Source organism: Flavobacterium chungangensis (assembly GCF_042654045.1).
Taxonomy (GTDB): domain Bacteria; phylum Bacteroidota; class Bacteroidia; order Flavobacteriales; family Flavobacteriaceae; genus Flavobacterium; species Flavobacterium chungangensis.
In genome coordinates this window covers 139241-158271 of sequence record NZ_JBHSFY010000016.1, presented here as the reverse complement: position 1 = coordinate 158271, position 19031 = coordinate 139241, and the positions used below count along the sequence as shown (strand labels likewise).

The 19031-nt window shown below is 32.1% G+C and carries 19 protein-coding genes and 1 rRNA gene; 12 read left to right on the top strand and 8 right to left on the bottom strand.

The window, feature by feature from the left end; translation table 11 throughout:
• Both ACFO3N_RS21540 and ACFO3N_RS21535 read right to left on the bottom strand, forming a co-directional pair.
• Positions 1-109: ribosomal RNA gene (locus ACFO3N_RS21540) — 16S ribosomal RNA — on the bottom strand; the annotation flags it as partial.
• Between the two features lie 311 nt (positions 110-420).
• Positions 421-609 (bottom strand): hypothetical protein, encoded by a 189-nt coding sequence (locus tag ACFO3N_RS21535; RefSeq protein ID WP_379800937.1) that lies wholly within the window; start codon positions 607-609, stop codon positions 421-423.
• Positions 610-1278: 669 nt separating this feature from the next.
• Between ACFO3N_RS21535 and thrS the strand changes: the two genes are divergently transcribed.
• From thrS to ACFO3N_RS21475, 12 genes are all read left to right on the top strand, one after another.
• The gene (gene thrS, locus ACFO3N_RS21530) at positions 1279-3225 is read left to right on the top strand and encodes a threonine--tRNA ligase (protein ID WP_379800936.1); all 1947 of its coding nucleotides are present in this window, start codon (positions 1279-1281) and stop codon (positions 3223-3225) included.
• 16 nt (positions 3226-3241) lie between these two features.
• The gene (gene infC / locus ACFO3N_RS21525) at positions 3242-3796 is read left to right on the top strand and encodes a translation initiation factor IF-3 (protein WP_095931668.1); all 555 of its coding nucleotides are present in this window, start codon (positions 3242-3244) and stop codon (positions 3794-3796) included.
• Between the two features lie 99 nt (positions 3797-3895).
• Complete coding sequence (rpmI, locus tag ACFO3N_RS21520) at positions 3896-4093, top strand: 50S ribosomal protein L35 (protein ID WP_022827375.1); 198 nt, start codon at positions 3896-3898, stop codon at positions 4091-4093.
• 101 nt (positions 4094-4194) lie between these two features.
• Positions 4195-4539 (top strand): 50S ribosomal protein L20, encoded by a 345-nt coding sequence (gene rplT / locus ACFO3N_RS21515; RefSeq protein WP_007810721.1) that lies wholly within the window; start codon positions 4195-4197, stop codon positions 4537-4539.
• A 140-nt stretch (positions 4540-4679) separates the two neighbouring features.
• Positions 4680-5252, top strand: coding sequence for a Crp/Fnr family transcriptional regulator (locus ACFO3N_RS21510; RefSeq protein ID WP_379800935.1), 573 nt, complete (start codon positions 4680-4682; stop codon positions 5250-5252).
• Positions 5253-5331: 79 nt separating this feature from the next.
• Entirely contained in the window at positions 5332-5766 is a 435-nt protein-coding gene (locus ACFO3N_RS21505) for a carboxymuconolactone decarboxylase family protein (RefSeq protein WP_095931670.1), read from the top strand.
• 167 nt (positions 5767-5933) lie between these two features.
• Complete coding sequence (locus ACFO3N_RS21500) at positions 5934-7658, top strand: tetratricopeptide repeat-containing sensor histidine kinase (protein ID WP_379800934.1); 1725 nt, start codon at positions 5934-5936, stop codon at positions 7656-7658.
• A complete protein-coding gene (locus tag ACFO3N_RS21495) occupies positions 7658-9442 on the top strand; it encodes an ATP-binding protein (RefSeq protein WP_379800933.1) in 1785 nt (594 codons plus the stop codon). Before ACFO3N_RS21500 ends, ACFO3N_RS21495 begins: the two co-directional genes overlap by 1 nt.
• A gap of 27 nt (positions 9443-9469) precedes the next feature.
• On the top strand, positions 9470-11224 hold the full coding sequence (locus tag ACFO3N_RS21490) for an ATP-binding protein (RefSeq protein ID WP_379800932.1): 1755 nt from the start codon (positions 9470-9472) through the stop codon (positions 11222-11224).
• Between the two features lie 8 nt (positions 11225-11232).
• Entirely contained in the window at positions 11233-11901 is a 669-nt protein-coding gene (locus ACFO3N_RS21485; RefSeq protein WP_379800931.1) for a DNA-binding transcriptional response regulator, read from the top strand.
• 145 nt (positions 11902-12046) lie between these two features.
• Positions 12047-12214: a hypothetical protein gene (locus ACFO3N_RS21480; protein ID WP_172426959.1), complete on the top strand. Its 168-nt coding sequence runs from the start codon at positions 12047-12049 to the stop codon at positions 12212-12214.
• 68 nt (positions 12215-12282) lie between these two features.
• Complete coding sequence (locus ACFO3N_RS21475; RefSeq protein WP_379800930.1) at positions 12283-13086, top strand: endonuclease/exonuclease/phosphatase family protein; 804 nt, start codon at positions 12283-12285, stop codon at positions 13084-13086.
• 1 nt (position 13087) lies between these two features.
• On the opposite strand, the gene ACFO3N_RS21470 is transcribed toward ACFO3N_RS21475, so the two are convergent.
• The 6 genes from ACFO3N_RS21470 to dnaB all read right to left on the bottom strand — a co-directional run bounded on the left by ACFO3N_RS21470 (position 13088) and on the right by dnaB (position 18980).
• On the bottom strand, positions 13088-14347 hold the full coding sequence (locus ACFO3N_RS21470) for an asparagine synthetase B (protein WP_250837190.1): 1260 nt from the start codon (positions 14345-14347) through the stop codon (positions 13088-13090).
• A 350-nt stretch (positions 14348-14697) separates the two neighbouring features.
• On the bottom strand, positions 14698-15363 hold the full coding sequence (locus ACFO3N_RS21465; RefSeq protein ID WP_095931678.1) for a response regulator transcription factor: 666 nt from the start codon (positions 15361-15363) through the stop codon (positions 14698-14700).
• Positions 15364-15480: 117 nt separating this feature from the next.
• Entirely contained in the window at positions 15481-16272 is a 792-nt protein-coding gene (locus ACFO3N_RS21460; RefSeq protein ID WP_379800929.1) for a sensor histidine kinase, read from the bottom strand.
• Between the two features lie 22 nt (positions 16273-16294).
• Positions 16295-16927: a hypothetical protein gene (locus ACFO3N_RS21455; protein ID WP_320493262.1), complete on the bottom strand. Its 633-nt coding sequence runs from the start codon at positions 16925-16927 to the stop codon at positions 16295-16297.
• A 19-nt stretch (positions 16928-16946) separates the two neighbouring features.
• Positions 16947-17300 (bottom strand): hypothetical protein, encoded by a 354-nt coding sequence (locus tag ACFO3N_RS21450; RefSeq protein WP_379800928.1) that lies wholly within the window; start codon positions 17298-17300, stop codon positions 16947-16949.
• Positions 17301-17435: 135 nt separating this feature from the next.
• On the bottom strand, positions 17436-18980 hold the full coding sequence (gene dnaB, locus ACFO3N_RS21445) for a replicative DNA helicase (RefSeq protein WP_248727994.1): 1545 nt from the start codon (positions 18978-18980) through the stop codon (positions 17436-17438).
• Positions 18981-19031 lie beyond the last annotated feature (51 nt).

Below are 19031 nucleotides of genomic sequence, written 5' to 3'. Positions count from 1 at the left end.
TACGCACCCGTGCGCCGGTCTCAAGGCCCGAAAGCCTCTACCCCTCGACTTGCATGTGTTAAGCCTGCCGCTAGCGTTCATCCTGAGCCAGGATCAAACTCTTCATCGTATATTTTAATATTATATAGTCGATGCTCTTCCTATCGGTTCTTTTCGAATCTTCCGATTCTACTGCTCTTATTCTTTTTGTTCTGAAATCTCTTTCAGAACGGCTGTCAATTCAATATGTCTACGAACGTGTCTTCTTTTGTTTTAGCCTGTATCTCAAAGCGGGTGCAAAACTAAAACTTCTTTTTGTTTCCTGCAAGAAAAATTTAAAGTTTTTTTTTGAGATTTTTTCAATCCCGTTTTCTCCAATTTTCCTCCCAGTCTCCCAATGAACTTTCCGTGTTTTGCGGGGTGCAAATGTAGAAAGCATTTTCAAATCTCGCAAGCTTTTTCGAATCTTTTTTTTTGAAAATTTCTTTTCGCCTGATTCTCTTTTCCTGCCAGTATTTCGATGAACGCCTTCGCTGTTGCGGGTGCAAAAGTAGAACCTTTATTTACATTTCCAACACTTTCTTTTACATTTTTCCCATCTTTTTTTGCTTTATTTCTTAACTCACTCATAACAGCCTGTTTACATTTTAAACTTTTCTGAATAATTGTGAGGTTTTTCTGCACACCTTCATTGTTTTGGCATTTTCCGCCCGTTTCGGCATTCCCTTTTTATGGAGTTTTCAGCCTTTAAGCCCCTTTTTTGAAGAGATTCCATATTTTCAAAAGGCGCTCTCTTCCCTTTTTTATCCCGAAAAGGCGCTGCGCCGCCAAGTTTTTCCTTCTCTTACTTCCAAAACCAGCCGTTTTCCCCTTTAAGCCGCCTCTGGAAAATGGTGCCCTAGCCCCGATAGAAGCGGAAATCCTTTTTATGGCGGGGTTCGCCATGAAAAGATTGAAGCGGATAGCGGGAAATAGCTCCTAAAAAAGCAATGCCTATTTTTTTTTAAAATCCCAAATTCCAAATGGCGCCGCTAAAAGGGCTTCGACTTCGCTCAGCATGACAACCTAGATTTTCCTCTTATTATATGCATAAAAAAAACAAACCCGTCTCGTTTGGAAAACTGTCAGATTTGCGATGACTTTAAAAAAGGCTTCGACTTCGCTCAACCGGACAGCGTATACTTTCTCCTTATATATAGCATAACAAAAACTATACTTATATATAATGAGTAAACTTGTACTTATATATTGTATGTATTTTTGTAATCATGTATATTTGCATTCACAAAATTATAAACAATGATCAAGATTACTTTACCCGATGGGTCAATTAGAGAGTTCGCTCAAGGCGTAACTCCAATGGAGGTCGCTAAAAACATTAGCGAAGGTTTTGCTAGAAACGTGATTTCTGCATCTTTTAATGGTACAACTATTGAAACCGAAACTCCATTAACGACCGACGGTAATCTTATTTTATATACTTGGAATGATTCGGAAGGAAAAAAAGCTTTCTGGCATTCGACTTCGCACGTAATGGCGCAAGCTCTTGAGGAATTGTACCCTGGAATTAAATTAACTCTTGGGCCTGCAATTGCTAATGGTTTCTATTATGATGTGGATTTTGAAGATCAGAAAATTTCTGAAGCTGATTTCAAAAAGATTGAAGATCGTATTCTTGAAATTGCAAGAGGAAAGTTCGATTTTAAAATGCGTCCAGTAACTAAAGCGGAAGCGTTGGAAATGTATAAAGACAATGTTTACAAGACTGAATTGATTTCAAATCTTGAAGACGGGACTATTACATTCTGCGACCACTCTACTTTTACTGATTTATGCCGCGGTGGACATATTCCAAATACTGGAATTATCAAAGCTGTGAAAATCATGAGTGTCGCTGGTGCTTACTGGAGAGGTGATGAGAAAAACAAACAGTTAACTCGTGTTTATGGAACTTCTTTCCCTAAACAAAAAGATTTAACTGAGTATCTTGAACTTCTTGAGGAAGCAAAACGTCGTGATCACCGTAAACTTGGAAAAGAGCTTGAATTATTTGCTTTTTCTCAGAAAGTTGGTCAGGGTTTACCTTTATGGTTGCCTAAAGGGGCTGCTTTAAGAGAACGTTTGGAGCAATTTTTAAAGAAAGCACAAAAGAAAGCTGGATACGAGCAAGTTGTTAGTCCGCATATTGGTCAAAAGGAACTTTATGTTACTTCTGGTCACTATGCCAAATATGGAGCTGATAGTTTTCAGCCAATTCACACACCAGCTGAAGGAGAAGAGTTTTTATTGAAACCAATGAACTGTCCTCACCACTGTGAGATTTACAATGTAAGACCTTGGTCTTATAAAGATTTACCTAAACGCTACGCTGAATTTGGTACTGTATATAGATATGAGCAATCTGGGGAATTACATGGTTTAACTCGTGTTAGAGGGTTTACTCAAGATGATGCGCATATTTTTTGTACTCCAGAGCAATTAGATGAAGAGTTCAAAAAAGTAATTGACCTTGTATTGTATGTATTTGGTTCATTAGGTTTTGAAAACTTTACTGCCCAAATTTCATTAAGAGATCAAGAAGATAGAGAAAAGTACATTGGTACTGATGAGAACTGGGAAAAGGCAGAGAATGCGATTATCAATGCAGCAAAAGACAAAGGTCTTAATACTGTTGTAGAATATGGTGAAGCTGCTTTTTATGGTCCGAAACTAGATTTCATGGTAAAAGATGCTTTGGGAAGACAATGGCAATTAGGAACAATTCAGGTAGATTACAACTTACCTGAACGTTTTGAATTGACTTACAAAGGTGCTGATAATGAATTACATCGCCCTGTCATGATTCACAGAGCTCCTTTTGGATCTATGGAACGTTTTATAGCAATTTTACTAGAGCACACAGCAGGAAATTTCCCACTTTGGCTAATGCCTGAACAAGCTATTATCTTGTCTTTGAGCGAGAAATACGAAAATTATGCTAAAAAAGTTTTAGATTTGCTAGAAAATCACGAAATTCGCGCCCTAATTGACAACCGAAATGAAACTATCGGTAAGAAAATTAGAGATGCAGAGATGCAGAAAATTCCATTTATGCTTATCGTTGGTGAGGAAGAAGAGAAAAACGGAACGATTTCTATTCGTCGTCACGGACAAGAAGGGAAAGGTAATATCACAGTTTCTATCGAAGAATTTGCTTCGATTGTAGACGAAGAAATAAAAAAGACATTAAAAGTATTTACAGTTTAACTTAAATTAGAAAGTCATAGCAATAAAAAGTAACAGAGGTTTTCAACCTCGAGTAGAGAAAAAAGATGCGCACAGAATAAACAATCTTATTCGTGTTCCTGAAGTACGTCTTGTAGGTGAAAACATTGAACCAGGGGTTTTTAAAATTGCCGATGCGTTACGTTTAGCCGACCAATTTGAATTGGATTTGGTTGAAATTTCGCCAAACGCTGAACCACCGGTTTGTAAAATCATGGACTACAAGAAATTTGTTTACGAACAAAAGAAAAGAGATAAGGCATTAAAAGCTAAATCTTCTCAGGTTGTTGTAAAGGAAATACGATTTGGTCCTCAAACTGACGAGCATGATTATGAATTTAAAAGAAAGAACGCGGAGAAATTCTTAAAAGAAGGAGCTAAATTAAAAGCTTTTGTTTTCTTCAAAGGTCGTTCTATCATTTATAAAGATCAAGGTCAAATTCTATTATTACGTCTTGCTCAAGATTTAGAGGAACATGGTAAAGTTGAAGCTATGCCTGTTTTGGAAGGAAAGAGAATGATTATGTTCATTGCTCCGAAGAAAAAGAAATAGTGTTCAGTTTTCAGTCTCAGTGTTCAGTCAAAGAACTTGAAACTTTAAACCTGAAACAAAAATATAAGTAAGTAAGAATAAATTAAAACACTAGGAAAAATGCCTAAAATGAAAACAAAATCTAGCGCTAAGAAACGTTTTAAAGTTACTGGCTCTGGAAAGATTAAAAGAAAGCATGCTTTTAAAAGTCACATCTTGACTAAAAAATCTAAAAAACGTAAATTAGCTTTGACTCACTCAGCGCTAGTTCACAAAACAGATATGAAAAGCATCAAACAACAATTAAGAATTATCTAATAATTCTTTAGGTTAAAAAAATTATTTATATAACCTTGGAGTATGGCTTTAAGTTCCTTTGATTCAATTCAGGACGCCTGCTACAAAAACACATTAAAATTATGCCAAGATCGGTAAATTCAGTTGCTAAAAGAGCAAGAAGAAAAAAAATAATGAAGCAAGCCAAAGGTTTCTTTGGAAGACGTAAAAACGTTTGGACAGTTGCTAAGAATGCAGTAGAGAAAGCAATGTGCTACGCTTACCGCGATAGAAAACAAAACAAAAGAAATTTCCGTGCTTTATGGATTCAACGTATCAACGCTGGAGCTAGATTAGAAGGAATGTCTTATTCTCAATTCATGGGGAAAGTTAAAGCTAACGGAATCGAATTGAACCGTAAAGTTCTTGCAGATTTAGCTATGAACCACCCAGAAGCTTTCAAAGCTATTCTTAATAAAGTAAAATAAACGTTTTATAAACTCAATTTAAGATTACTTACTTATTATAAAAAAACCATTCGTTTATTCGAATGGTTTTTTGTTTTTAAGGAAATTCTAATTAAGAAACCAAATAATAAATTACTTTTACTTAAGTAACTTTCAAAGTAATGCAAAATTCACTTATCCTTCATATTCAAAAATTCATTTCTCTTGAAGCTTCAGATATTGATAAATTAGAATCATGTCTAGAGCTTTCGAAAATAAAAAAGAAAGAGCAGATTTTAAAAGAAGGCCAAATTTGCAATACTATGTACTTTATTACTAAAGGCTGTATTCGGCAATATATTATCAACTCTAAAGGAGCGGAACAAACTTTGCAATTTGGCATCGAAAACTGGTGGATTACGGATTATTTAAGCTACCATAATCATATTCCTTCAAGCTTTTATTTACAGGCTGTAGAGAATTCAGAAGTTATTGCCATTGACAAAACAATTTTAGAATCACTGTTAATTGAAATACCAAATCTTGAAAGGTATTTTAGAATAGTGATGCAAAAAAGTTTTGGCGCTATGCAAATGCGTATCAAGTATTTGTTTACAATGTCGGCAGAAGAAAGATATCATCACTTTAATGACCATTTCCCAGAATTTGTTCAACGGGTTCCTCAGTATATGCTTGCCTCCTATTTAGATTTCTCTGCAGAATTTATGAGTAAAATACGAGCTGGAAAAGTCTGATTGGAATTTCTTGAAGTAGTTCAAGATTTTAAAAGCATACATTGCTGACCTTTGTAATGAACTTTTAAAACATATAAAAATGAAACCAAGAATTGTTATTCCGAATGTTGCTCCAGAAGCTTATCAAGCATTAATGAACTTAGAGAAATATATTTCTACAACTTCATTAACTCCTGTTCATAAAGAATTAATCAAAATCCGAGCTTCTCAAATTAATGGTTGTGCATTTTGTATTAATATGCATACTGCTGATGCTAGAAAGCATGGCATTTCTGAACAAAGAATTTACTTAATTAGTGCTTGGCGCGAAGCTGATTTTTACACCGAAGAAGAAAAAGCAATTTTAGCTTTAACAGAACAAGTAACCTTAATTGGCAATCACGTTTCTGATGAAGTTTACGAAAATGCAGCTAAATTATTTGATGAAAAATACCTTGCAGAAATACTTTTGGCTATCATCACAATTAACTCTTGGAATAGATTAGCAATTACTACCGGAATGCGTGCGTCATAATTTATAAAGAGAATATTTACAAGCAATTAGAACTTAAAAGCCCTTATCGATAAAGGGCTTTTTGTATTTATTTAGAAATCAGAATACAAAAAAGCGTAAATTGAAAATATTTTAAAATACCGTATTTATACTCTTTCATGATTTCTAGATTTTTTTATTTTTGGCGCATGATACCACCTAGAATACAAATAATTACTTTTTTAACAACTACTTTATTACTGCTTTTTTCTTGTGAAAAGCAAAATACAGATAACTCAAAAAAAACAAAAAGAGAGATCGAAATTCATAAGCTCATAAGCAAAGCAGACCAATTTTACAAAAATCACAACAACACTGACAGCGCATTTTTTTATTACAATAAAGCTAGAGCAGTTTGCGATCTTAAAGAAGATCTTAATAATTATGTTTCCTGCATGTATTACATGGCCGAAATTCAACAGGACCATGAGGATTTTGTGGGAAGCATTAAAACATCAATGGAAACAATTCCGTTTTTAAACCGAATAAAAAATCAAGATTACGTATGGAATATCTATAGTGTTTTAGGAAGAAATTATTATTATACTTATGACTATCCAACTGCTATATACTATTATTCTAAAGCTTTTACTTTAAATACAAGTAGAATTAACAAACTTGAAGCTAGAAATAATATCGCAGTTATTTACCTAAAGCAACAAAAGTTTGAAAAAGCATTGCCCATTTTTCTTTCGATAAGTAATGAGAAAATTGTACAGCAAAGTCCTGAAAACTACTCTAAAATATTAGATTATATAGGTTATTGCTATTATAAACTTAAGGATCCAAAAGCATTGTCTTTTTTTGAAACGAGTTTAAAAATAAAGTCAAAAGCAAATTATACCGATGGTTTGGGCAGAACTTACTACAATCTTGCCGAATACTATCAAAACGACAAAGCTGATTTAGCAATGAAATATGCGCAATTAAGCTACAAAAATCACACCTTATCGGGCAACACCGATGACCGCTTAGTTGCTTTAAAGTTTATTATAGAAAACAGTTCTGATATTGATTCAAAAAAATATGCACTTATTTATACAAAAGTGATCGATAGTATTTATGAAGTAAGGCAAAAAGCTAAAAATCAATTTGCAAAAATCAAATACGACTCTAAAAAAGAAAAAGAGGAAAACTTGAAATTAAGAGCACAGAAAATTAAAAATGAGCTCCAAATAGCAAAGCAGGAAAGCAGAAATATTGTTTCATATGTCATAATTATATTGGCCTCATGTCTGATTGTTTTTCTATATTTTTTTCTTACTGTACGAGCTAATCGCCAAAAAATTGAAGCAACTTATCAAAGCGAAATCAGAATTTCAAAAAAATTACATGATGAGCTGGCTAACGATATTTACCATACAATGGCATTTGCCGAAAACAGAAATCTTTCTTCTGAAGAAAACAGAAATCATTTATTAAAAAGTCTTGACAATATTTATTCTCGAACAAGAAATATTTCGAAGGATAATACTCCTGTTATTAGCAATCAAAATTATATAGTCTCCCTGAAAGAGATGATCTCAGGATTTGACACGCCAAATATTAATCTATTAATAAATGGTTTGAATACTATTTCTTGGGATAAAATTGATAAAAATAAAAAAACATCAATTTACCGAACTATACAAGAATTACTTGTAAACATGAAAAAACATAGTGATGCAACTCTAGCAGCGTTAACCTTTAAAGAATTGGAGAATACTATAATAATCAATTATACCGATAACGGAAAAGGAATTGATACAAACAAAATGGTTTTAAAAAATGGTTTGCATAATATTGAGAACCGAATTCATGCTGCCAAAGGTCATATTGAAATTCATTCAGATCTGGGAAAGGGTTTCAAAGTTTTAATTAAACTTCCAGTATAATGATTAAAGACCTATTTTTCTTTATTCAAAAAAAGCATCTTGTTTTTTATTTGCTAATCTTCGCGCTAATTTTAGCACTATTTTTTTCTATACGGTCTTCTGAAATAAATAAACACCGAGTAAATTATAAGAAAACGGATCATTCAGCTGAAATAAAACAAATGATGCAAAAAGCAAATGCTTTTTGGGATTTAGAAAAAAACGACAGTGCTCTTTTTTATTTCAACAAAACACAATTATTATGCGTTCCAAAAGCTGACTATGCAGATGATTACGTAGGTGCATTAAACAGTATGGTAGAAATCTTTCAGCAATATGGCAATTATTCTGAAGCAGAAACTACCCTTATAAAAGCATTCCCTTATTTAGAAAAAACTACCAATGTAAAGTATCCCGTTAATGCTTATACCTTTATGGCCTATAACTATTTGTATATGTATGACTATGAAAAGGCGCTATATTATCATAGAAAAGCATTAAAAAAGGCAATCTCAACTTTTAGAAAAGCACGGATATTATCAGAAATTGCATTTGCATATATGCACCAGGAAAAATATCAAGAGGCAATAGATCTATTAGAACCAATTTCTAGATACAGAATTGAAGATAAAATCACGCCTTCAAATACAAATATTCAACGTGCAGCTATATTGTATAATTTAGGACTTTGCTATTTACGACTCGGAGGTCATAAAGAAGATTCATTCAAATGCTTTAAAGAAAGTTTAGAATTGACTCTTACACTTAACGACGATTATGAACTAATCGGCAATTACTATGCTTTTTATTTATATTACTCGAAATACAATAATCCAGAGCTAAAAAAAATTAATGCTGAGAAAGCTTACTATTACTCAAAAAAAACAAAATCAGCAACAAATGAAATTAATATGTTAGCTCATCTACTCGAAGCGGATAATGCTGGAAATTCAAAAAAACATTGGAAAGTTTATAGTAAAAAAATTGACAGTCTCCTTATTAGCAGGAAAAAAGCAAAAAATCAATTTGCTGATATTATATATACTTCTAAGAAAGACAAAGAAGAAAATTTAGAACTTAAAAATCAAAAAGCAGAAAATGAATTAGAGCTTCAAAGGCAAAAAAATAGAAGTTTTATTTCATACATAGTGATTTCTATCAGTACTTTCGCTTTGTTTTTTATTACTTATTATATTACTCATAAAGGACGAAAGGAAAAAAACGATGCTGTTTTTGAAAGCGAAATACGTATATCAGACAAATTGCATAATGAACTAACAACAGATATCTATGATACATTAGTTTTTGCAAAAACTCACAAATTAGAAAATCTCGAAAACAAGGAAAAATTTCTTTATAACCTGACCAATATTTATTCAAAAACAAGAAATATTTCAAGAGAAAATAGTGCAATCATAGTTAATGAAGATTACGAAAAAGTCCTAAAAGAAATGATTTCAGGATATACAACTTCTAATTTAAATATTATTATAAATGGTTTAAACTCATTATCCTGGTCTAAAATTGATCGTGTAAAAAAAATAACTATTTTCCGTGTTGTTCAGGAAATTTTTGATCAGGCAAAAATTATCAGTGACGCTTCGCTGGCAAGTATCACATTTAAGAAGAATGAGAGAACTATAGTAATTACCTATGCTGACAACTCTACCAAAATTCAGGATGATGTTAATTTAAACAAGAGATTTGCTACTATCGAAAATCGCCTTAAACCAGCACGAGGAACCTTTAATGTCGCTTTGAATCCAAATCAGGGATTTAAGGTTTTTGTAAAACTTCCAATATAAATAATGCTTTAACCATAAGCTCCTCAAATGAAAATATCTGCTTTTGTTCCAATTTTAGTTTCCGTTATTTTTCTGCTGGTCATTCCGACTTCTTGCGAAAAAGAAATTCCGGCAATTATAAAAAGAACTGACAACACCGCCGAAATAAAAAGGCTGACCTTAATAGCTGACCATGATTTTGACCAAAATGAATATTTGAAGGCCTACAAAAATTACCTAACCATAATTCACCTTTCAGACCCTGAAAAAAACAGAATAGATTATGTTGACGCATTAATTTCTATAGCGCTAATTCAGCTATATGAAGGCAATTATCTGGAAAGTGAAGCTACCGCTACTAAAGTATTACCGCAACTTAAATACCTAAAAAAACCAAGGTTTGCTTGGGAAACTTACAAAATTATTTCAGAAAATTATTCTGCAACAAACGATTATGACAATGCGCTTATATATGCTAAAAAAGCATACAATCTACATGCAAGTCCGAGAAGAAAAGCAAATGCATTAGCTAATATTGCATTAGTTTACATGTATCAGGGCGATTATAAAAAAGCGATTAAAATCTATACACAACTAACCACTGCTGGTTATTATGGTAATAAGAAAAAAACAAATTCTTTAAAAGATTATGAAGCATTAGACTATGCTGTAATGAGGAACAATATAGGTATTTCTTATGCCAATTTAAATGACTCTAGAGCGCTACCCTACTACCAAGAAGCTCTTAAAATTAGACTTAAATTAAATGATAGACAGAACTTACCAGATAGTTATTCAAATCTTTCTGATTATTACTTAAGTTCAAATCCTGCTTTGGCAAAAAAATATGCCAAAACAGCTTATAAACATGCGTGCGTTGTAAATACCTATAAGCAAAAAAAGTATGCTCTGGAAACTTTAATAAGAACCAGTACAGGAAACGATATAAAAAAATATTCTAAGATTTATATCAATTTTAGAGACAGTATTAATAAAATTCGTTTAACACAAAAAAATCAATTTGCCAATATAAAATATAATTTCACCAAGGATAAAGAAGAAAACTTAGAGCTTAAAATTCAAAGAGCAGAGCATAAATTGGAAATACAAAGACAAAAGAACAGGAGTTTTATCTCTTATATTGCATTATCAATAACCATTTTCATATTCGTTTTTCTAGTTTTTTACCTGACTTTAAAAGGCAAAAGAGAGAAAAATGATGCTGTTTTTAAAAACGAAATTCGAATTTCTGATAAATTAGAAAACGACCTTGAAAAAGATATTGATGAAACTTTATCTTTTGCCAGAAATAACAACCTTGAAAACGTCAGTAATAAAGAACAATTTCTTAATTACCTAAGCCGCATTTACTCAAAAATGCGCAGTATTTCTAGAGAAAATAGCACTATACAAACCAATGAAAATTATTCAAATGGCCTAAAGGAAATGATTTCGGAATACTCCACTTCAAATTTGAATATCATAATAAATGGTTTAAACACTTTTTCGTGGTCGAAAATTGATCGTGTAAAAAAAATTATTGTTTACCGCGTTATTCAGGAAATTTTTGATTCAATGAAAACCCTGAACAATGCTTCGCTAGTAAGTCTAACCTTCAAAAAAGAAGAGAAAAATATCATCATAATGTACGCTGACAACGGCACAAATATTACCCTAAAAAAGACTATTTTAGAAAAAAGACTACAAAATGTGGAAAACCGTATTAAAACAATAAAAGGAACTCTTAATTTTGACCCATATTCAGAAAATGGTTTTAAAGTAAATTTCAAATTTCCAATATAAGAAAATATATGTTTAAAAAAGTTTTAGTTGCCGAAGATCTAGACAGTATCAGCATTGCAGTTGTTCAAGTACTTGAAGAATTACAAGTTCCCGTAATTCATCACGTGAAATATTGCGACGAAGGATTACTTAAAGTAAAAAAGGCATTGGCTGAAAAAGAACCTTACGATTTAATGATTACAGATTTATCCTTTAAATCTGATCATAGAAAAGTAACTTTAAATAGTGGCGATGAACTTGTTGAAGCTGTAAATAAAGTGCAGCCAGAACTAAAAAAAATAGTTTTTTCTATAGAAGATAAAAGCTATAGAATTAAAACTCTTTTTAATGAACTTGGCATTAATGCTTATGTAACAAAAGGAAGAAATAGTATTTCTGAATTAAGAAATGCTATAGAAAGCACATTTAATAACGAAGAAAAAGTTCTTTCTTCTGATTTGTCTTTTAATTTTAATGATAAAGCTTTAATTGAAATTGAATCTTACGATATCTCAATTTTAAAACTTTTATCTCAGGGATATATTTTAGAAAGTATTTCTAGAGAGTTCAAAGATTCATCTATAACTCCTAACGGAACAAGTAGTATAGAAAAAAGAATCAATAAGTTGAAGATTTATTTTAAAGCTAATAATAATGTGCATTTAATTGCGATTGCAAAAGATTTTGGGCTAGTATAATTTTTTATACACTTTACGGTTTCCCGTAAGGATAACACTTTTTATACTCCTAAATTTGTGATGACCTATTAACCTACCAATGAAACCAAAAAGTAAAGCGAGTATTATATTCTCTAGACTTAATACTACACAAAATAGAATCCTTATGAAAACAATGCTACTTTGCCTCTTTTTATCAATAAGCTTTGCAGTTATTTCTGAAAAAACTGGATGGCTAGAAATTGATTGGAAAATAATATTTATTCCAGCATTATTAGTTTTACAAATTATAATTATCGGGACCGCTCTAAAAAATCGATATAAAAAACATTAATTAATTTTAAGAAAGGCTTAATTATTGCTGGAAGAGAAGACTTGTATCTTAGTTCCATTAAATTTTTCATGAAAAAAACGCTCAGCCTCGTCTTATTATTATTTGTATTTATATCTTTTGCACAAACCAAAGCGGTATCATGGAATATCGAAAACTTTGGAAAATCAAAATCTGATTCTCATTTAAATTATATCGCCAAAATAATTTCTAATTATGATATAATCGCAATTCAAGAAGTTGTTGCTGGAAATGGAGGTGCTCAAACTGTTGCAAAACTTGCCGCAGTGCTTAATCAAAAAGGAAATAAATGGGATTACAGCATAAGTGATCCAACTTCTGGGAGCAGTTACAAAACGGAACGCTATGCTTTTATTTGGAAAACTAATAAAGCCAAATTGAAGACTAAGCCTTGGCTAGAAAGAAAATATAGCGTAGAAATTGACCGCGAACCCTATTTTGCCACGTTTGAAATTAATAAAAAGACAATCACTCTCGTTAATTTTCATGCTATAACGCAAAAAAAACAACCCGAAACCGAAATCAAATACTTCAAGTTTCTACCAAACGAATATCCTGATTTAAATCTCGTTTTCTTAGGCGATTTTAACTGCCCAGAAAAGCACACTGTTTTTAATCCGTTGAAAAAAAATGGGTATGCTTCTGTATTAAAAAATCAAAAAACTACTCTGAAACAGCAATGCAAAAACAATATTTGTCTTGCATCTGAATTTGACAACATCTTTTATAAAACATCGAATCTACAGGTTAGTAATTCTGGAATTATTAAATTCTACGAAGATTTTGATTCTTTACAAAATGCAAGAAAAATTTCCGATCATATTCCGATCTGGTTTGAGTTTTCTCTCAACTAATCTAGGTTTTAAGTTTCTTTTTTCTAGCAGCTGGAAATAGAACATTATTCAAAATTAATCTATATCCAGGCGAATTAGGGTGCAAATCTAAAACCGTTGGCGGATCTCCAACCTGATGTTGAAAATCTTCTGGATCATGTCCTCCAAAAAAAGTAAACATTCCCTTGCCTTTTTCTCCATGAATATATCTTGACTCGCCATTTAATTCGCATGTTCCCATAATCAAGATATTCGATTTTATTAAAGACGTATCAAAAGAAGTGGTCTGTCCCATAAAACCTTTTACTAATTGTGTATGGTTTTGACACAACATACTTGGAATCGGGTCCCATTTTGCAGAAAATTCCATTAACGTAAAATAATCCTTATCCATCACAATGCGTCTTTTTGTCGTCATGTCGATATCTGAAAACTCATAAACTTCTGGTCTTCTTTCTAAAGTAAAGTTTTTGAAGGCAAAAGAATTATTATAATTTAATTTTGACTGATAATTAGATTCGCTAGGATCCCCATCAAACATAGCTTCGCAAATATCCACCCCATCTGCTGCCAGGGCAATATCAAAACTATCTGTTGCAGAACACATCGCAAACATAAAACCGCCACCAATTACAAAATCTCTAATTTTTTTTGCAACGGCTCCTTTTTCCTGCGACACCTTTGCATATCCTAATTTTGTCGCCAAAGCTTCAGCATCTCTTTTTTGATCAATATACCAAGGTGTATTTTTGTAGGCAGCATAAAACTTCCCATATTGTCCGGTAAAATCTTCGTGGTGCAAATGAAGCCAATCGTACATTAATAACTGATCGCTTAAAACTTCTTCATCATAAATGGGAGTAAAAGGAATTTCGGCATAAGTTAAAACCAAAGTTACGGCATCATCCCAAGGTTGTTTTCCTTTTGGAGTATAAACAGCAATTTTAGGTGCTTTCTCTAAAATCACCGATTCCATATTTTGAGAAGGGCTCGAAATTTCGTTTAAAATAGAAGCCTGTTCACTATCTGAAATCACTTCAAAACTAACTCCTCTTATTTTACATTCTTTTCTAATTTCATCAGCATCAGGAAGTAAGAAAGAACCTCCACGATAATTTAAAAGCCAGCTTGCTTTATAATCCCTACTCAAACACCAGTAAGTAATTCCGTATGCTTTTAAATGATTTTGCTGCGTCGTTTCGTCCATCGGAAGTAAGATAAACGAAGCCTTTGCATTAAATGACATTAATAGTATAAAAAGGTAGAATAAACTTTTATTCATCAGAAAATTATTTTAGTAAAGATATAAAAGCCATCAGCAAAAAAGGAATACTTAGAATCTTTTCTTACTTATAAAGAATGTTAAATAAAAAGCTTGAAGGAAACTTGATTTATAAACCATAAAAAACAGGTAAAAACACCTGTAATTAGGAAGAATATTCTCTATACATTTGCTATCCCAGGTTCATAAAACTAATCGCTGTAAAAAAAATAACCAACTATGAAGTTTAATGAAAGTAATAACCAGCAAAAGGGTCTGAATATAATTCAGAAAATAGGACTATGCGTTCTAGTCATAACAATCATATTATATTATGTGCTGTCAATTCAGTTTTTGACCGCATAATTTTTCTAGATTGTTAAAACTGCCAATTCATTCTGAATAGCATAAACAACTAAGCCAGCTATATTTCGCGATTCTGTTTTAAGTAATAAATTATTTCTGTGTCCTTCTATAGTTCTTGGACTTAAAAAAAGATGTTCTGCAATTTCTGCTGTAGTTTTCTGCTGGCAAATTAATTGCAGAATTTCTATTTCGCGCGGCGAAAGGAAATTAGTTTCTAAACCGCCTCTTGCATTTTTAGGCGAAACTATGGTTTCTTGAATTGTTTTTAAAACATTTTCGTTGTAATAGAATCCTTTTTTTGCTACTTCGTTGATGGTATGAATTAAATCTTTTGGAGTTGTATTTTTTATTAAGTAAGCTACTGCTCCAACTTGAATCATATTGGCAACAAATGATTTGGTATCGTAGCTAGTCAATGCAATAATTTTAATATCGGGAAACGTTTTTCTAATAATTTTTGTGGCTTCGACTCCGTTTAAGACCGGCATCTTTAAGTCCATTATTATTATATCGGGCGTTATTTCTCTTTCGTTCAGTTGCGTAATAAGCTCGTCACCATTTGAGGCTTCAAAGAGAATATCTATATTTTCTTCTCTCTGTAGTAAAAAAGAAATTCCTTTTCTAAACAAAATTTCATCATCGACTAGAGCAATTTTAATAGAAGCATTCATCGTATTTTGGTTTTGGTCGTTTAATTTGGTTTGTCGAAATTACAAAATATGAATTAGAAAAAATCTAAATACCTTTATTTTATTGACCAAAAACCTTAATAAAACACATAATTTGCCTTAAAAAGTAAAATTTACAACAATACCTTTATTAATTTCAGAGTTAATTTCGATTGTTCCCTGCAAAAATGATATTCGGCTATCGATATTTTTCATACCTAAACCTTTTTGATTTTCGGCATTTGAACAATTAAAGCCCACGCCGTTATCTATATAATCACAAGTATTTATTCCGTCTTTATTGGCAAAAGAAATCCATATCTCTGACGCTTTTCCGTGACGAATCGAATTATTCATTAATTCCTGCAGAATCCTAAAAACATGCAAATGTCTGTCTATGTCCTTCTCATCAAAATCAATTTCATTTTTATAATACGTTTTTACTGATTTGCTCGATTCAAATTCTTCGCACAATTCTTCAATACCTGCACTTAAACCAAATTTTTCAAAAACTGGAGGTAACAAATTATGCGCAATTTTCCTAGAATTGTCTAATGCCTTTGTGGTCAAAGCAATTATGTTTTCTGTAATTTCTGCAGTTTCTGCTTCTGTAAGGTTTGGCGCTGTAAGCAAATGACTGTTTAAGGAGACAATATTTAATTTCGAACTAATATCATCATGAAGATCTTGCGCAATTCTTTTACGCTCTTCCTCTTGCGTTACAATAATAGCATGCAGCTGTTCTTTTTGATATCGAAGTATTAAATCTATTTTTTCTAATTCTTTTTGAATAATTTTCTTTCTAGAAAAATAAAAGAATATAATTAATGCAACTGCAACAATTATAAAAAACAGCGAGATATACAATATAATAGCTACTAGTTCTTTTTCAGGGATTGAATTGGGGTTCATAATCTATTTTTAATAATACAAATTAGTTTTCTAAAGACTTTTTAGAAAAACTTACCTTCCATTCATATAATATAACTAATTGATAAACTAAAAATAAAAAAGCATTTAGTTTCCATGAAAAATATTTAACCTCCAAACTTAATGTTAAGGTTAAATTTCCAATTAAATACAAAACAGTAGATCCTAACATAAAAAAGATAACCGCTATTGTTACATAATAATAAACCTTCTTTTCGGTAAGCATATTGTAGAAATGTAGTAAGCCAAAAATGACACAAAACAAAGAGGTTAATGTAATAGCAAATAAATTAAATTTTAAAAACTCATTTGGATTTGTTAGAAATTGGATGCAAAAAATTAATATTCCAACTGACAAAATACTTTTTATAAATATTTTTTGGCTCAAAATTTTTATCAACGAATTATAAAAAAGACCTAATAAAACCATTTGGCCTATAATAAAAACATTAACTAAAAATAAATTATTATAATGCAAATGATACAATAATTCCATTGACATCTGCATTAAAAATGCAAATGCTAAATAAATAACAAAAAAACCATTAGCTTTTTCCTTGCGGAAAAAGCTAATGGAATATAATACTAGATTAATTAATAAAATCAAATAACCTGAATAAATTAAAAAATCGTCCATTCTTAAAAAAGATCTTTAATTAATACGGTGGGCTTGGTCTTGTACCATCGTATACAATGTCATCAGCAGCTCCTTCGCCACCTTCTACTCCATCTCCTTTACCGTAAACATTAATCCATTTTTTAGTTTTCTCATCGTATTTGGCTCCTACAAAAAGTAATGTTTTTTCATTTTGATCATTTATTCCCAAATAAGCCCAAACAGCTTCTGTATCAAGTTCTAGCACTTTCTTCAAACTTTCTCTAGGTATTAAGAAAGCTTTTACTTTGTTTTTTGAGTCTTCGACTGATCTATCGTCGTCATATCTCTTTTCCCACTTGTCTGCAGTTGCTACAGGAATCTGAATAGGTCCTGGAAAGGTTTCTTCATTCATAATTTAAATTTGTTATTGGTTAATAATTTATAAAAAACTAATAGTTTGTAATTGGTTTAGCTAAACTACTGATTTTTATTAGACGATTAACATAAAAACATAAAAAAAGCCTTAATAATAAGGCTTTTTTAACTTTTAAAATGGAACATCGCTGTCGTCATCATCATCATTTAAATTACTTCCGAAAGCTTCGTTAGCAGATGGTAAATTTTTTGTTAGGAAAGGATTATCATCATGATTCATTTTAGAAGGCAAATCATCATAACCTCCAGTAAACTCTTCAAGGTTATCAAACTTACCTAAATGTCCTAAGAATTTAAGACGAATATTTTCAAGACCACCGTTACGGTGTTTGGCTATAATAAACTCTGCCTGACCTTGTGTCGAAGATGCTTCATCATCATCCCATTCTTCGATTTTATAATATTCAGGACGATAAATAAACGATACGATATCGGCATCCTGCTCGATCGCTCCAGATTCACGAAGATCCGAAAGAAGCGGACGTTTACTAGATCCACGGGTCTCAACGGCACGCGATAACTGAGAAAGTGCAATTACAGGAACGTTCAACTCTTTTGCCAAAGCCTTTAAGTTTCGGGAAATTGTCGAGATCTCCTGCTCACGGTTTCCTCCTCCTTTTCCGCTTCCCCCTGCAGTCATCAGCTGCAAGTAGTCAATAATAATTAACTTGATTCCGTGCTGTGAAGCCAAACGACGGCATTTTGCACGTAAATCGAATATCGAAAGCGACGGTGTATCATCAATAAATAATGGCGCTTTTTCTAAGTTTTTCACTTTAGTACTTAGCTGTTCCCATTCGTGCTTTTCTAATTTACCTGTTCTTAGTTTTTCTGAAGACAATCCTGTTTCAGAAGAAATAAGCCTTGTAATTAACTGAACCGATGCCATCTCCAGAGAGAAAATCGCTACTGCATGTCCGAACTGAATACTTACGTTTCTCGCCATCGAAAGGACGAAAGCCGTTTTACCCATCCCGGGACGAGCCGCAATAATAATTAAATCGGAAGGTTGCCATCCAGAAGTTACTTCATCTAGTTTCTCAAATCCTGTTGCCACACCACTCAAACCTTCTTTACCAGCGATTTCTTCAATACGTTTTTTCGCTTGAAGAACCAAACTCTGAGCAGTTTCAGAACTACGCTTGATATTTCCTTGTGTTACCTCATATAATTTAGATTCGGCTTTATCCAGCAAATCGAATACGTCTGTAGTTTCATCATACGATTCTTCGATAATTTCAGATGAAATACGAATTAAACTTCTTTGAATAAATTTTTGAAGAATAATACGCGAGTGAAATTCGATGTGGGCAGAAGAAGCAATTTTTTGCGTAAGCTGAATCAGGTAAAAATCACCTCCAGCCAAATCTAACTTTCCATTTTTCTTTAACTGTGTCGAAACCGTTAAAATATCAATTGGCTGCGTTTCGGTAAAAAGCTGTAAAATCGCTTCAAAAATATGTTTGTGCGCGTCTTTGTAAAAAGCATCTGGCTGTAAAATATCAATTACATCATCTACCCCTTTTTTATCAATCATCATCGCACCCAAAACAGCCTCTTCTAAGTCTATAACTTGAGGAGGAAGCTTACCTTTTTCTAGATTGATAATTGTGGTTTTGTCGACCTTAACAGGGTTTACATTTTTGAAATTTTCCATATAGCGAAAGTAGCAAAATTTAAAAAAAATCTGCTATCGAGTTATAACTAA

What these genes read in the sequence shown, in the direction of transcription:
- ACFO3N_RS21475 (WP_379800930.1), top strand. Translation starts at nt 12,283, where the DNA reads ATGAAAAAAACGCTCAGCCTCGTCTTATTATTATTTGTATTTATATCT.
- ACFO3N_RS21485 (WP_379800931.1), top strand. Translation starts at nt 11,233, where the DNA reads ATGTTTAAAAAAGTTTTAGTTGCCGAAGATCTAGACAGTATCAGCATT.
- ACFO3N_RS21505 (WP_095931670.1), top strand. Translation starts at nt 5,332, where the DNA reads ATGAAACCAAGAATTGTTATTCCGAATGTTGCTCCAGAAGCTTATCAA.
- ACFO3N_RS21460 (WP_379800929.1), bottom strand. Translation starts at nt 16,272, where the DNA reads ATGAACCCCAATTCAATCCCTGAAAAAGAACTAGTAGCTATTATATTG.
- rplT (WP_007810721.1), top strand. Translation starts at nt 4,195, where the DNA reads ATGCCAAGATCGGTAAATTCAGTTGCTAAAAGAGCAAGAAGAAAAAAA.
- ACFO3N_RS21450 (WP_379800928.1), bottom strand. Translation starts at nt 17,300, where the DNA reads ATGAATGAAGAAACCTTTCCAGGACCTATTCAGATTCCTGTAGCAACT.
- ACFO3N_RS21465 (WP_095931678.1), bottom strand. Translation starts at nt 15,363, where the DNA reads ATGAATGCTTCTATTAAAATTGCTCTAGTCGATGATGAAATTTTGTTT.
- ACFO3N_RS21470 (WP_250837190.1), bottom strand. Translation starts at nt 14,347, where the DNA reads ATGAATAAAAGTTTATTCTACCTTTTTATACTATTAATGTCATTTAAT.
- ACFO3N_RS21490 (WP_379800932.1), top strand. Translation starts at nt 9,470, where the DNA reads ATGAAAATATCTGCTTTTGTTCCAATTTTAGTTTCCGTTATTTTTCTG.
- thrS (WP_379800936.1), top strand. Translation starts at nt 1,279, where the DNA reads ATGATCAAGATTACTTTACCCGATGGGTCAATTAGAGAGTTCGCTCAA.
- ACFO3N_RS21480 (WP_172426959.1), top strand. Translation starts at nt 12,047, where the DNA reads ATGAAAACAATGCTACTTTGCCTCTTTTTATCAATAAGCTTTGCAGTT.
- ACFO3N_RS21495 (WP_379800933.1), top strand. Translation starts at nt 7,658, where the DNA reads ATGATTAAAGACCTATTTTTCTTTATTCAAAAAAAGCATCTTGTTTTT.
- rpmI (WP_022827375.1), top strand. Translation starts at nt 3,896, where the DNA reads ATGCCTAAAATGAAAACAAAATCTAGCGCTAAGAAACGTTTTAAAGTT.
- ACFO3N_RS21500 (WP_379800934.1), top strand. Translation starts at nt 5,934, where the DNA reads ATGATACCACCTAGAATACAAATAATTACTTTTTTAACAACTACTTTA.
- ACFO3N_RS21455 (WP_320493262.1), bottom strand. Translation starts at nt 16,927, where the DNA reads ATGGACGATTTTTTAATTTATTCAGGTTATTTGATTTTATTAATTAAT.
- dnaB (WP_248727994.1), bottom strand. Translation starts at nt 18,980, where the DNA reads ATGGAAAATTTCAAAAATGTAAACCCTGTTAAGGTCGACAAAACCACA.
- ACFO3N_RS21535 (WP_379800937.1), bottom strand. Translation starts at nt 609, where the DNA reads ATGAGTGAGTTAAGAAATAAAGCAAAAAAAGATGGGAAAAATGTAAAA.
- ACFO3N_RS21510 (WP_379800935.1), top strand. Translation starts at nt 4,680, where the DNA reads ATGCAAAATTCACTTATCCTTCATATTCAAAAATTCATTTCTCTTGAA.